This window comes from Francisella orientalis FNO12, from assembly GCF_001042525.2.
GTDB lineage: Bacteria > Pseudomonadota > Gammaproteobacteria > Francisellales > Francisellaceae > Francisella > Francisella orientalis.
The window spans coordinates 704,859-719,326 of the sequence record NZ_CP011921.2 but is presented as its reverse complement, the minus strand read 5'-3'; the positions used below and the strand labels follow the sequence as shown (position 1 = coordinate 719,326).

The following is a 14,468-nucleotide window of genomic DNA, read 5'->3' as shown; positions in this document are numbered from 1 at the left end:
AGACTTCCTTTAATTATTTAATAATTGCTTCACGAGACTCAATTACATGATCGATAAGACCATATTCTTTTGCTTCATCAGCCATCATAAAATTATCTCTATCAGTATCTCTCACGATAGTTTCTAAATCCTGCCCAGTATGATGAGCTAGAACTTTATTTAATCTATCTTTGATACGCAGAATATTTTTTGCATGAATTTCTATATCAGAAGCTTGACCTCTGAAACCACCTAGTGGTTGGTGAATCATGATTTGTGAACTTGGTAAGCTATATCTTTTACTTTTTGCACCACCTGCTAATAGTAGTGATCCCATACTTGCAGCCAAACCGATACAAATAGTATTCACATCTGGTTTGATAAACTGCATAGTATCGTACACGCCCATACCAGCTGTAACCATACCACCTGGAGAATTAATATAGAAATATATATCTTTATCAGGATCCTCTGACTCCAAAAAAAGCAGCTGTGCAATCACTAGATTAGCTGAATGATCATTTACCTCACCATTTAAAAAAACTATACGCTCTTTTAATAGTCTTGAATAAATATCAAAAGCTCTCTCACCACCAGCTGTTTTCTCAATGACAGTAGGAACTAAGTTATTAGTTATCATTTATAACCTCTCTTTATAAGCTAGTTTAGAAACCAGCTTGTTGAGCTTGTATATTTTCTTTAATAACTTCGAAGAAATCTTCTTGTTTTTCAGTTACTTGAGCTTGAGACAATACCCACTCAGTTAACTTATTTTCAATAACTAAAGCTTTTAAGTTAGAAATCTCTTTTTCATTCTTTTTGATTTGCTCTTTAGTTTTTTCTGGCTCTTCATAAGCTTGAACTAATTCATCTAATAAGCTCTCAACTTCAGCATCTTTAGCCTTGAATTCTTGAGACTTCATTACGCTGTCTAGAACTAAACTAGTGTCAACTTTTTGCTTAGCATTAGCTTCAAACAGGTTATCAGGTAATTGATTAACATCAAAGTTTTGACCACCTCCCATTTGTCTAACTAAGTTTTGCTTAGCAGCATCAATTTCTCTTTTGATTAGAGCTTTTGGAGTTTCAAACTCAGCGATTTCTCTTAAACCTTTGAATACTTGGTCTTTTACTTTTCTTTGTAAGATGAACTTAAGCTCGCGTTGCATATTTTTTTTGATTTCATTTTCAAAAGTATCTACACCACCTTTAACACCAAACTTCTTAACAAACTCATCATCAACTTCTGGTAATTGAGCTCCTTGAATCTTCTTAATAGTGATATCAAAAGTAGCTTCTTTGCCGGCTAAATCTTTGTTTTGATACTCTTCTGGAAAAGTAACAGTGATAGTTTTTTGCTCATCTTTGTTCATGCCAATGATACCATCTTCAAAACCTGGGATCATTTGACCAGAACCAATCACTAATTCCTGATCATTAGCTGAGCCACCTTCGAACACTTCGCCATCTCTCTTACCAACAAAGTCAATCACTACCTTATCATCTTTTTGAACAGCTCTTTCTACTTCTGCGAATGTAGCTAACTGCTTTCTAAGATTTTCAATCATTTGCTTAACTTCTTTGTCAGTTAGCTCAACAACTGGCTTTTGAACTTCAATTTTTTCAAAACCAGTTACTTCGAATTCTGGAAAAAGTTCAAGATTAGCAACAAACTTAAGAGGCTCACGTTTTTTATTTTCTTTTAATTCTACTTCGATACCAGCAACAGCTAATTTCTCGTCTTGAATAGCTTTTGAGTATTTTTGAGGAATCAAGTCAGAGATTACTTCCATACGGATTTGCTCACCATACTTCTTCTCAACCATACCTGCAGGTACTTTACCAGGTCTGAAACCATCCATCTTGATAGTTTTTGCTGTTTTGTTAATTTCTTTTGTAACGATACTATCAACTTCATTAGCTGGTACTTCGATCAATAGTGAACAATGGATACCTTCTTTCTTCTCTACAGTAACTTGCATCATTAAGTTTTCCTTTTATTTATTTAACGATTTTCTAGTAGCAAATTTTAACTATCATCTATTAGATTGTCTATATGTTTATTATTAAATATATGACAAGCCAAAGCATTTGTTGTAAAATCTAGCTATTTTCTACAAATTTAAGCGACTTATGGTAACTGTAATTATAAGTATTTGTTTATTAATATCACCTTTTATAATAGCCTTTTTACACTCTAGCATTATATATAGTAAACATCATGAAAATATCTATGCTAACTACTTTATTGTTTTCAATATAAGTCCATATGCTTGTATCAACAGTTTTACATATTTAGTAGATGGGGATAGTATTAGTAAATTTCAAGGATGGATTTATACTCCTGCTGTTTTTCAGATAGGAATTTTTGAATTAGCCATCTTTTTATTCTCAATTCTAGCACTATTTAAAAATAGAGAATTCAAAGCAGCTTGTTTAATATTCTTTGCTATTTATACATTATTAGATGCTCTTACGCTATTTAGTGGTCAGATTTATAGCCAATACATTGAAGCTGTGTTCTTTATTAATATTACAACAGCTATAATAGCCTATATTTTGTATAAAATACTTTCAATCTCATTTTATTAGTTTATCTATCTCAGCAGTATTTCGTTTGATTTACAACTACCCCGACCTGCTTCGCAGCCCACCCCTTCGACACTCGAAGGGGAATAACTCAAATTTTAGCTAAAAACCAATTCCCATTCAAAATATTTAAGGAGTGGCAGTCGCTATATGACGAGGTAGTATTTTTATAGGAGCAAACCCTCATTTTTAAATTAGGGTCGAAATTGATTGATCCTAAGATATTAATTTTTAATTTATAAGATTTCTCTAATTGTAATAAAGCTTTTACCTGTTTGATGAGCATGCTTTTTTTTCTTATGCAATAAATCCCTAAAGTCTATCTTATTATCCAATACATAATATAAATCTTCCCCACTCATAAGAATTATATTTTGATTATTAGCCTTTTTAATTGCATTTTCAGTAAACCCTTCAATAGATAGTAATATACCCAATGTATTTTCTAATTTAGACTCGACTTTACTTATAAAATAGAATAACACTGTCATGATTAACAGGGGTTTTATAAAATTTAGTTTCTAATAAAAACTCTTGAGATTCAAAACAAAATACACCATCAATCTGTTCCCCTTCACGCTTATATGATGCTCTAGGATCTAAATCAAATAGTTTATTAATATCAAATAATATCTTTTCTAATGTATAACCTCTTTTTTGTGGCTCTTGAGAAAGAGAGTTTGTATAAACCTGCTTTATTCTATTTAATTCTTCTATGAAAAATTTCTTACTATTTAGCCTTAATTGATAATTTTCTTTAGCTTTTTTCTATTTTCTTCAGAAATTTTATATTCAAAGAAACTCTGAGACTTTGCTTTTAATAGCTCTATATTTCTTTTAACTTCTATAATTTATTCTTGCCTTTCATTCCTTTCTAACTCAGAAAAATCACTCCCATCACACAAACACTCTATAATACATAAAATTTCATCAAAATATTTCTTTTGGTTATTAGTCACAATATATCAATATATCAATATATAGAGATACTATTTCTCTTTTAGTTGGTGAAATAAAATATTTGTATCATTGGTTACACTTCTTATAAACTCCTCTAGACTCTTTTTGAACCAAAAAACATTGCTCAAAGCATTTTTTATTATTCTAATAACTTCTAGTGAAAATTTTTTGCTACTTATATCACCCACCTATAAATCTCCCTTTGCAACTGCAAATAGCCTTCTTTTAATTGTTCCATGCCACCAAAATCATTAGCAAGTTCCGAAACTATCCCAAATTGAAGGGGTAATCCAACCACTATCTTTAATAACTTTCGGGGTTATTAGTTTTGCTTTAGTATCCGCTTCAGAATATGATATTCAAAAGATTTTTAATCACATATATTTTATATAATATGATTAATAATAAGATTTTTCTATAAGAAAGAAGAATTACAATGAACAAGATTGAGTTTGACAATATCTAGACTTAATGGCTTCAATAGCTTCAGCATAAGTAGCATCCATCTCTTCTCTAGAGCCTACACCACCACCAATTTCAAATAATTTACCATCACTCACACCATAGATAGCTGCATGAATAGTGAATTTCAAACCTTTTGCCCAAGCATTCTTAACAACTGTAGTTTTACAAAGATTTAAAGCTTGGTGAATTGCGTTTAACTCACACATCATATCAACTTTTTTCTTCATATATTCTTCTTCATTACCTTTATAGCAAGCTAGAGCTTCTTCAATAAATTCTTTACTCTGTTCTTTAACTTCATGGATAGATGTTAACCAGTTATCAATCAAACCATAGCTCTTATCTTTAACAACAGTCTCAACACCACCACATGCATAGTGACCACATACTATGATTTTTTTGACTTTTAAAACCTCTACCGCGTACTGCAACACCGACAAACAATTTAAATCTGTAAGTGAAACAACATTTGCAACATTACGATGTACAAAAACATCACCAGAAACCAAACCACAAACTTGGTTAGCAGGTACACGACTATCAGAACAACCTATCCAAAAATATTCTGGAGATTGGCCTTTTGATAAAGTTTCAAAAAACTCAGGATTAGTTTTTTTGATTTGTTCAGCCCATGCTCTGTTGCCTTTTATTAATTCAGAAATATTGCTCATTATTAGTCCCCCCCCTTACTTATAAGTGAATTTTTTTCATGTATTAATATACTATATTAACATCATAAAATAAACAAGTTTTTATGAACGCTATAGCAACGTTACTTCACCATGCAAAGAAGTATCAAAAGCTCCCTTGATCTCTTGTAGAGAAATATTAGATTGACCTAACAAATAAAAAAGCTTAGCACATGCCGCTTCATCAGTCATATCATAACCTGAAATCACACCAACATCAATCAACCCTCTTGCAACTTTATATGTAGCCATTTTGACACCACCATACAAACACTGCGTACAATTAACTATAACAACACCCTTATTACTAGCCTTCTTGAGAGTCGCATAAATTTCTGGATCATTCATTATATTACCAGAACCATAAGTTTTGAGAATTAATCCCTGTAATGGTTGCTCAACAATAGCAGATAGCATATCACTATTCATACCAGGATAAACTTGTAATATTGCAACTTTAGGAATTGTAAATGTATCTAATTTTGGTATATTAAATGACTTTTGTCTTTGCCATAATCTTTTATGCTTGACTACGATATCTATACCAACTTTTGCTAGAGTAGGATAATTCGGTGATCCAAAAGCATCAAAATCTGTCGCTGATACTTTCGTAGTTCTATTACCACGCATTAACTTTTGATTAAAATAGACACAAACTTCTTTGATATCATCATTACATGCAAAAATTAGACTATTAAGGATATTTGATATAGCATCTGACCTAATTTTAGAGATTGGTATTTGCGAGCCTGTAACAATAACTGGCTTATCAATTTCACCCAAGATGAAAGATAATACCGATGCCGTATAAGCAAGAGTGTCTGTACCATGCAAAATCACAAAACCGTCATAACTAGCATAATTACTCAATATATCTTGTGCTAGCGAAATCCATCTTTTTGGATCAATGTTTGATGAATCAATAAGATCACTATACTCTTTAATCTCGAACTCTAGCATATCATAATGATAAAAATCTCTAATTCCAGCTATGGTTTTTGTTAGATAGCCCAGTTCAACATCATAGCCTTGTTCAGTACTAATCATCCCTATAGTACCACCAGTATATAAAACCAGAATTTTTTTATTAGAGTAATTATTCATATTTATTTTCCTGTCAATTCAGCGATTGCTTTATTTGCCAACTCATCAGCCTTTTCATTACCTTGATTACCACTATGACCCTTTACCCAGCTCCAAGTTACATTGTGCTTGACTGTCAAACTATCTAACTCTTGCCAAAGATATTTATTTTTGACTTCTTTTTTGGCTGCTGTCTTCCAATCATTAGCCTTCCAATTTGCTAACCACTGATTAATGCCATTTTGGAGATATTTAGAATCTGTATAGATCGTTATATCGCATTTTCTTTTCAGAGCTTGTAGAGTTTTGATTGCTGCCATTAGCTCCATTCGATTATTTGTTGTATCTTTTTCGGCACCATAAATCTCTTTATCAACACCGTTATAACTCAAGATAGCTCCCCAACCGCCCATACCTGGATTACCTTTACATGCTCCATCTGTATAAGCAATTACATTATTTTTCTTTGTGAAAATTCCCATATACTTCCTTAGCACAACCACCACTGTATATTTTAGCCACTTCTGACTTTGTAGGTTCTTTAATTAGCTCTCCGACACTAAGCGGATCAATGGAGAAGTAATTATCCTTTTTAAAAACCACTACAAAATATTTACTAAAAATTCTTTTGAACATATTTACTATAAAGTTACCAGTATAGTTTATGAACCTAACTCTCTTGCTAATAAAACCATTTGAGATAAATCTTGATAATAGACTATATAGGCTAATATTGCCTGAACAAGCGACAATAACCTCACCATCATCTGCTAGACAGAAATGAAGCTGATTGAATATTACTTTCATTAAAGCTGGACAATTTATAAAACTCTCATCCAATATGATAAGATCAAAAAACTTATGCTCAAAAGGCCAAGCCTCTACATCAAATACACACCCTAGCGGAGGCTCATTTTTTAGATAGCCGGAACAAGCCACGAGCTTTAGAACATTTATCTTATAAAAATAGTTTTGCTCCTTAGGTGTGATAATAAGAGCCTTCTTATACCATCTTTGACTTAAATATCTGGTGATAATACGCTCTTTATTTGTCATCACGAACCTACTAAGCTTCTCATTCTATCAAAATAGTTAGGACATGTTTTGCTAACCGCCCCTGCATTATTTATTACAACACCATCATATTTTAATCCTAACAATGCTAACGACATAGCGATACGATGATCATTATGACTATCAACTTCAGCTGGTTTAAATTTGCTTCTTGCCGGAGATATTAAGATACTATTTTGGGTTGTCTCAACATAGATGCCAAGTTTTGTAAGTCCTTCTGCTATAGCATCAACACGATCTGACTCCTGTCCTCTAGTATGACTAAGTCCTGAAATATGAGTATCAGAATTTGCAAAGCATGCAATAGCAGCAAGTGTCATAAAGGTATCAGAAAAATTACGCATATTAACTTCAATACCACTTAAACTATCTGTACCTACAACTTCTATACCATCATCAAAGTAATTAACCTGACATCCTATTTTCTCTAGCACTTCTAAAAATTTAATATCGCCTTGCTTAGATTTTTGCGTTACATTCATAACCTTAATAGCTGAGCCAGTAATAGCAGCAAACGCCCAAAAATACGATGCAGTCGAAACATCAGGCTCAACAACATATTTATCTGGAGAAACATAACTAGAGTTATTTACACTATAAATACTTCCATTAATATTTACATTTATACCAAACTCAGCCATTACTTTAGCTGTCATCTCTAAATATGGTTGCTTATGATCTGTGACAGAGTTTAGTTGCAAGCCATTAGTCATAAATGGAGCTGCCATAAGCAAACCTGATGCAAACTGAGAACTCTTAGCACCATCTACTTCGATATTACCACCATTTAATAACTTCGCTTCAATTGTAAGAGGCATAGCATGCTCTTTTTGATGATAGAATGCTGACATACCTAGCTTTTTAAGTGGTATTAACTGATCTGCTAAAGGTCTATCCATCATTCTTTGCTTTGCGTATACATAGTACTGACCTGTAGCTTGTACAGCTAACATAGGGATTATAAATCTTGTCAAAGTACCTGACTCATTACAAAATATTTTTGCATTTGAGTTTACAAATTTTCCACTACATCCTTGTATAACCAAAGCTTTAGATTCTTGACTATGCTCTAGTTGACAGCCTAGCTCTTTTAATGCACCAACACATGATAGTACATCAGCACTATTGGGTAAATTTGTAAATGTTGTTTGACCTTGTGCCATAGCGGCAATTATCAAAGATCTATTAGATATACTCTTTGAACCATCTAAATAAACTGAGGGTTTTATTTTTGATTTTACCTTAGGTATAAAATCTTTCATTAATCAAATAAATAAAAACAATATTGATAATTATATTAACATAAGTGCTACTATTTTTTTGAATAATTAATAGTCAAAAAAACTAAAAACCTAAGACCTATTTTTTATAGCTTTTCTAAGCTTAATGAGTGCTTCTTCTTCGATTTGACGCACTCTTTCGGCAGAAATATTATACTTAGCAGCTAGATCTTGTAGAGTTGCTTTTGTATCAAGCAAATAGCGCGACATAATAATATCTTTAGTACGTGTATCAAAACCACTTATCACATCTTTTACTATTGCTTTGAAATTATCATAATAATCTTGTTGAACTATTTGATGTTCTATATCTGAAGATTTATCTTCCAAATACAAACTTTGTTGATTAGACTGCCCACCCTCATCATCAGTATATGGTAAATCAAGACTTGCATCTCCTTGACACATTCTCTTTTCCATCTCGATAACTGTTTCTTCTTTGACACCTAGCTCTTCTACTAATTGCTTGATATCTTCTGAGCTTAACCAACCAATCTTATCTTTACTACTTCTAAGATTAAAAAATAACTTACGCTGAGCTTTTGTAGTAGCTACTTTAACAATCTTCCAATTTTTAAGGACATAATCATGCATTTCTGCTTTAATCCAATGTACTGCAAATGATACCAGTCTGACACCTTGATCTGGATCAAACTTACTCACAGCCTTCATTAGACCAATATTACCCTCTTGGATAAGATCTGCTATCGATAAGCCATAACCTGAAAAATTACGCGCAATTTTGGTAACAAAACGAAGATGCGATAAAACAAGTTGCTGAGCTGCATCTAAATCTTTTTGATATTTATATCGTCTAGCAAGTTCCAGCTCTTCTTCGACAGAAAGTATAGGTAATGAATTTACAAAGTTAAGATAAGAACTAAGGTTATTATCAGATACAACTGGTAATGATTTGCCTTTTGCAACTGGTAATAATTTTTTTGTGGTCATATAGCTCCCATAAGACAAGAATATACTATCGGTAGTAATATGCCTGCTTCAACTGATTAATTTGGGCTTGTTGTTGCTCTATAATTTTAGCAAATTCTTGCTGTTGTTGAGTCATCATCGCATATAATTGGGCAATTTTTTGATCTTGAATAACCATATATTCCTCTAATCTTTTAACTGCATTTTTCTTCCGCATTATTTTAGCAACCTTTTGTTGAGCTTGTTTTAACTGCTCTAAACTAATCCATCCAGTATCTCCATTGTCTTTATTAACAACTTCACACCAGTTATTTTGCTTACAGTAAAAAATATTATAGTTATCTTGATTATTTAAACCAATTTGTCCTTTAACTTCAGAAGACTGATCGTCTTTAGCATATATATCTACAAGCTTTTCTGACTGCTGTGAAACTTCCGCAGTTTTTGGAGTTTCTGCAGGTTCACTCTTTGACATTGCAAAGCCTGATGATAGTCCTAAAGATATAGCTAATGAAGCTAAAACTATTTTTTTCATTTATTAATCCTTTTTTAAATTTATCTCTTAAATTATACACTATTTAGCTATATAACTAACATTAATAAATATTAAAGTATTGGCATATCTTCTTTTGATACTTGCTTAGGAAGTAAAGATTCTCTGTTTAAACCTAGCGCTACAGCCACAACACCCGCAACATATACAGATGAGTATGTACCAACTACAATACCTAATATTAAAGCTAATGAGAAGTTATGCACTGAGCTACCACCAAATAGATAAAGCACAACCACAACCAACATCGTTAATCCAGAAGTTAAAATTGTTCTAGACAAGGTATCATTAATACTTTTATTAACTACTTCAGCTACATTAGCGTTACGCATTTTTCTAAAGTTTTCACGCACTCTATCATATATCACAACAGTATCATTTAGTGAGTAACCTATCACTGCTAATATTGCTGCTAAAACAGTCAAATCAAACTCTAATTGAAATGCTGCAAAGATACCTAGAATCACAATTGGGTCATGTATCAACGCAACACATGCACTAATACCGAACTTCATCTCAAATCTAGCACTGATGTATATCAAAATACATACCATTGCAATTATGATAGCCAAAACACCATTACTAGCTAACTCTTTACCTACTTGTGGACCTATATAATTGACACTCAAAACTTTAGCATCAAGAGAGTTCTCAACCTGTTGTTTAAGATACTGCTGGGCACTATCTAAACTACTAGTTTTTGAATTAACCTCATCTGGTGTAAATTTAATAAGATAGTTATTATTTTCGCCAAAAGTTGTAACTGTAGTATGTTCAAAACCAGCTTTTTCTAACTTTTCAGATATTGTTGCTGAGTTTTGTACACTAGTTGCTTGAATTTGTACCTGATAACCACCTGTAAAATCTAAACCTAGATTTAGTCCTTTTGTGAATATGAAAAATAATGACACAACAATCATTAAAACAGAGAAAGCTGTTGTATATTTTTTTATTCCTAAGAAGTCTATATTTATTTTTTGTTTAAAAAATTCCATTATAAATCCAACCTAAAATTATATACCTATAGAAATTTTTTCTAATTTCTTTCTCTTACCATACACAAAGTTTGTCATTGCTCTAGAGACAGTTACTGATGTAAACATAGATGTTACAATACCAATCATTAGAGTTATAGCAAAACCTTTGACTGCACCACTACCTATGAAGAACAAAATAATAGCAACAATCAAAGTTGTAATATTTGAATCGACAATAGTTGTAAATGCTTTTTCGTAGCCAATATGAATCGCGCTTTGACGTGGCATACCAGCTCTAATTTCTTCTCTGATTCTCTCAAATATAAGTACGTTACCGTCTATTGACATACCCAAGTTTAGTACAATACCTGCTATGCCTGGTAATGTAAGTGTAGCACCTGGTATGATTGACATCACAGCAACAATCAATACTAAGTTCATTACAAGAGCTATATTAGCTATAACACCAAAGACTCTATAATAAACTAAGATAAAGACTATAACAGCAATCAGAGCTACCACAATAGATAACATACCTTTTTCGATATTATCTTTACCTAAACTTGGACCAATTTGTGTTTCTTGTACTATATGTACTGGCACTTGTAGCGCACCTGCTTTAATCATCAGCGCAAGATTATTTGCTTCTTTTTGATTTAATCCTGTAATTTGGAACTGAGAGCCAAGAGCTGACTGAATTGTAGCAACGTTGATTAGCTTTTCAGTCTTATTTACTACATTTTTCTCTTTACCATCTTTATCTTTAACTTTTTCATAAGTTGTATTAACAAGCATTACACCCATTGGGTTACCAATATTATTGCCCGTTATTTGTCTAAAGTTGCTTGCTGCACTTCTATCGAGCTCAACCACAACAATCGGAGTACCCGTCTGATGATCGATAGAAGGACTTGCGCCAATAATATCAACTCCTCCTACTACAGGCGCTCCTCTTAAACTATAGTAACTTTGATAGCCTCTACCATTATCTAAAGCATAAACCTTATAACCCTGCTCTTCTGCAGCTAACCTATCCGTAACAGGACTAACCAAATAAAAACTAGCTGTGGATGTACCACCTAGAATTTGCTTAGCTTGAGTTGCATCTTGCATACCTGGTATTTCAATTACTACACGATTATCACCAGCCTGAGCCACAGATGCTTCTGCAACACCTAAAGCATTAATACGATTACGCATAACTGTCACAACTTGTGATATAGCATCTTGTCTAAGTTGTAAAATTTTTGCACTATTATAAGATATAAATGTCGTATTATCTTTTACACTGTAGATTATATTAGGATCTTGAGTTTTTCTAAATTCATTATTCAAATATTGTTTTAGCTGATCAACGCCTGCTGAGTTTGCTAAAGTAACGGAAATAAAACCATTATCTATATAGTCTTGTAGAACTTTTACTATCGATTTCTCTTCAGCTTTTGTAGAACTGACAATATTTATATTATTATCTTTCGCAGCACTAAGAATTGTATTTAAAGAATTATCTAACTGAGCATTAATCGCAGTATTTGTATCAGCTTCTAACATCAAATACATACCACCACGTAAATCTAATCCTAAATTCATAGGGTTAGCGCCTAGCGCAGATAACCAACTTGGAGAATTCGAAAGCATATTCATAGCTATAATATACTGATCTCCTAGACTTTCTTTGAGAGCTTTTTTAGCTTTTAGCTGCTCTTCTACATCTTTGAAGATAATCGCAACATTACTTTTATCATCCGATAGTTCAGCTCTTTGATATACAATTTTGTCAGCATTAAGAGTATCTTCAATACTTTTGATAAGTTGTGTACTTACATTACCATCTTTCTGAGAAATCTGTAAAGCTGGACTTTTACCAAACACATTTGGTAAGGCATAGAAAAGTGCTAGAGCTAATACAATCACTATCAAAAGATTCTTCCATAAAGGAAATTGATTTATAGGCAGGCCTCTGTTATTACTCATTGAAAATTCCTTTACTAAAAAGAAAAAAATTAAAAGACTTTATAGAAATTTAGCTTATTAAGCTTTAGTAGCACCTTTAGGTAGAATATTAGCTACTGCGTTTCTTTGAATTTTAACAACAACATTTTCTGCAATTTCTAAATCTACAGAAGACTCATCAATTTTAGCAATTTTCCCTATCATACCGCCGTTTGTGACAACTTCATCACCTTTTGAAAGCTCAGATAACATTTTACGTAGTTCTTTATTTTTTTTCTGTTGTGGTCTAATTAATAAGAACCAAAATATCGCAAAAAATACTACAAGCATTAAAATTGAACTTAGTGGACTACTAGCTGCTTGCTCAGCACCTTCTGCAAATGAAGTTGATGCAAATAATACAATTGCAGATAATGATAATAATAACTTTCTCATTTTTTCTCCCGAAAATTTTTAATTTTTAAACGTAGGAATTTTACATTAGTAGTAGTACTTAATCAATTAAAGACTAATAATAAGATTAGAATTAGAATTAGTATTTTATTAGAAAGTTGGATATTCTAATTTGTGGTTTTATACAATATTATAATTACTAAATTTTTTAATCGCTGTTGCTAATGAAGCTTTAGCCCAATTAAGTGACGTAATTAGAGATGGCAAATAATATCTTTGCTCATCAAAAACAATAACATTTATACTTTCAGGTAACAGCTCTACATTAACTAGCTGACCATCCGCTGTTATATAACCACAAGCTGTCATCTGTGCTAAAGCTCTTTTATATGCCAAGCAACCTTGTTAAAATATTTATCCTTATTAAATTTTTGTGAATATTTATCATATAAATTCATCATTGCTAAAGCTAACATACTATCAAAAAACCATAGTGCTTAAGAATCTTTAAACCTTCCTTTAGCTCTTTTGCAAATTATTCTACGCTGAAGGCGTCATCTGTTAAGCTTTCTTTTGCTGTACTATCATCTTCAAACCAAAAATTACCAGATTGATAACTATCACCTTTGTAACGTATCACTCCATAATTATGCACAAGACCTTCTACTAAAGCTAAACTTTTTTGATACTCAGCAAACTCTAGACCATCGCTAAAATATGGTGTGAAAATATGCAATATTGCAGCATCACTTTCACAGTAACAAATATCATCAGAATTATAAAGTGGCGACTCTCTACGCTAGCTATCTGAGTTTTAACTTTATCGATACCTAAGTTACTTAACTGTTGTAAATCTATCGATAGTTTAAGGTCTTTATTATCTAAAGTACTTTTCCATTGCTTAGCAGCATTCGCCACCAAAGAAATACTACTTGTATTTACCCTATCGATTTCCTCTCAAGCCCCTGCATCAGCATATTCGTAATATTTTATTAATTCTAAAAAGCCAAAAAACCGCTCTAAAAACAGTAATAATTCCGAATCATTCACATAGAATATCTGCTTTTGATAAGCATCATTTAAAGCTAATAAAAAAAGTCCATGCGCATCCATCTGTTTATGGTTCCATACTTGTGGCTCACCATTTACCATCACATCATCATAACAATCACTAGAGCTATCAAAACGAATATGAGGAACAGCCATTTTATCTGTTGCTAATTTTGGATTTGCAATAATTTCTTCAAAACGCTTCTGTTGCGCAGGCGAATTATAATATTCATAAGACTTATTAATCAGAATTTTAGCATCATTTTCTTTAAACCCACTAAAGTAATAATATACCCAAATTACATCACGCACCCATACAGCATCATAGTTTGTAGCATCATCATTAGTATCTCTTTCTGCTGCTTTAGGAAAACCTGTTTTAGTTAGATCTATATCAAAAGCATTATCATACTTATCCAGTATGATTTTTGCTTGAGCTGATGTAAGTTTATTTTCAAGGATAGGCTTCAAATTCTCGTTCATATAATTAATA

17 protein-coding genes are annotated in these 14,468 nt (G+C 32.2%); 1 reads left to right on the top strand and 16 read right to left on the bottom strand.

Annotated elements, in window-relative coordinates:
- Positions 1–13: 13 nt before the first annotated feature.
- Both clpP and tig read right to left on the bottom strand, forming a co-directional pair.
- Positions 14–619 (bottom strand): ATP-dependent Clp endopeptidase proteolytic subunit ClpP, encoded by a 606-nt coding sequence (gene clpP / locus FNO12_RS03730; RefSeq protein ID WP_014715261.1) that lies wholly within the window; start codon positions 617–619, stop codon positions 14–16.
- Positions 620–644: 25 nt separating this feature from the next.
- Entirely contained in the window at positions 645–1,961 is a 1,317-nt protein-coding gene (gene tig / locus FNO12_RS03725; protein WP_041265076.1) for a trigger factor, read from the bottom strand.
- A gap of 151 nt (positions 1,962–2,112) precedes the next feature.
- Between tig and FNO12_RS03720 the strand changes: the two genes are divergently transcribed.
- A complete protein-coding gene (locus FNO12_RS03720) occupies positions 2,113–2,571 on the top strand; it encodes a DUF6790 family protein (protein ID WP_014715260.1) in 459 nt (152 codons plus the stop codon).
- A 233-nt stretch (positions 2,572–2,804) separates the two neighbouring features.
- Here the strand turns inward: FNO12_RS03720 and FNO12_RS03715 are convergent, their stop codons facing one another.
- The 14 genes from FNO12_RS03715 to FNO12_RS10390 form a co-directional block, all read right to left on the bottom strand.
- Positions 2,805–3,059 carry a hypothetical protein gene (locus tag FNO12_RS03715; protein WP_030003422.1) on the bottom strand — a complete coding sequence of 85 codons (255 nt, stop codon included), beginning with the start codon at positions 3,057–3,059 and terminating at the stop codon, positions 2,805–2,807.
- 900 nt (positions 3,060–3,959) lie between these two features.
- A complete protein-coding gene (locus FNO12_RS03710) occupies positions 3,960–4,664 on the bottom strand; it encodes a carbonic anhydrase (RefSeq protein WP_014715258.1) in 705 nt (234 codons plus the stop codon).
- Positions 4,665–4,754: 90 nt separating this feature from the next.
- Positions 4,755–5,786 (bottom strand): asparaginase, encoded by a 1,032-nt coding sequence (gene ansA / locus FNO12_RS03705; RefSeq protein ID WP_014715257.1) that lies wholly within the window; start codon positions 5,784–5,786, stop codon positions 4,755–4,757.
- A 2-nt stretch (positions 5,787–5,788) separates the two neighbouring features.
- Positions 5,789–6,247, bottom strand: coding sequence for a ribonuclease HI (rnhA, locus tag FNO12_RS03700; RefSeq protein WP_014715256.1), 459 nt, complete (start codon positions 6,245–6,247; stop codon positions 5,789–5,791).
- Complete coding sequence (locus FNO12_RS03695; RefSeq protein WP_014715255.1) at positions 6,222–6,821, bottom strand: hypothetical protein; 600 nt, start codon at positions 6,819–6,821, stop codon at positions 6,222–6,224. Before FNO12_RS03695 ends, rnhA begins: the two co-directional genes overlap by 26 nt.
- A complete protein-coding gene (gene aroA, locus FNO12_RS03690; RefSeq protein WP_014715254.1) occupies positions 6,821–8,101 on the bottom strand; it encodes a 3-phosphoshikimate 1-carboxyvinyltransferase in 1,281 nt (426 codons plus the stop codon). The genes FNO12_RS03695 and aroA overlap by 1 nt, the downstream gene beginning before the upstream one ends.
- Before the next feature lie 90 nt (positions 8,102–8,191).
- On the bottom strand, positions 8,192–9,070 hold the full coding sequence (rpoH, locus tag FNO12_RS03685) for an RNA polymerase sigma factor RpoH (RefSeq protein WP_014715253.1): 879 nt from the start codon (positions 9,068–9,070) through the stop codon (positions 8,192–8,194).
- A gap of 25 nt (positions 9,071–9,095) precedes the next feature.
- Positions 9,096–9,584 (bottom strand): hypothetical protein, encoded by a 489-nt coding sequence (locus FNO12_RS03680; protein WP_014715252.1) that lies wholly within the window; start codon positions 9,582–9,584, stop codon positions 9,096–9,098.
- A gap of 71 nt (positions 9,585–9,655) precedes the next feature.
- Positions 9,656–10,597 carry a protein translocase subunit SecF gene (secF, locus tag FNO12_RS03675; RefSeq protein WP_014715251.1) on the bottom strand — a complete coding sequence of 314 codons (942 nt, stop codon included), beginning with the start codon at positions 10,595–10,597 and terminating at the stop codon, positions 9,656–9,658.
- Positions 10,598–10,615: 18 nt separating this feature from the next.
- Positions 10,616–12,553, bottom strand: coding sequence for a protein translocase subunit SecD (gene secD / locus FNO12_RS03670; protein WP_014715250.1), 1,938 nt, complete (start codon positions 12,551–12,553; stop codon positions 10,616–10,618).
- Between the two features lie 57 nt (positions 12,554–12,610).
- Positions 12,611–12,967, bottom strand: coding sequence for a preprotein translocase subunit YajC (gene yajC, locus FNO12_RS03665; RefSeq protein WP_014715249.1), 357 nt, complete (start codon positions 12,965–12,967; stop codon positions 12,611–12,613).
- 138 nt (positions 12,968–13,105) lie between these two features.
- Positions 13,106–13,321, bottom strand: coding sequence for a hypothetical protein (locus tag FNO12_RS10400; protein ID WP_231138828.1), 216 nt, complete (start codon positions 13,319–13,321; stop codon positions 13,106–13,108).
- 139 nt (positions 13,322–13,460) lie between these two features.
- The gene (locus FNO12_RS10395) at positions 13,461–13,661 is read right to left on the bottom strand and encodes a hypothetical protein (RefSeq protein WP_231138827.1); all 201 of its coding nucleotides are present in this window, start codon (positions 13,659–13,661) and stop codon (positions 13,461–13,463) included.
- 221 nt (positions 13,662–13,882) lie between these two features.
- Positions 13,883–14,458 carry a hypothetical protein gene (locus tag FNO12_RS10390; protein WP_231138826.1) on the bottom strand — a complete coding sequence of 192 codons (576 nt, stop codon included), beginning with the start codon at positions 14,456–14,458 and terminating at the stop codon, positions 13,883–13,885.
- Positions 14,459–14,468: the final 10 nt, after the last annotated feature.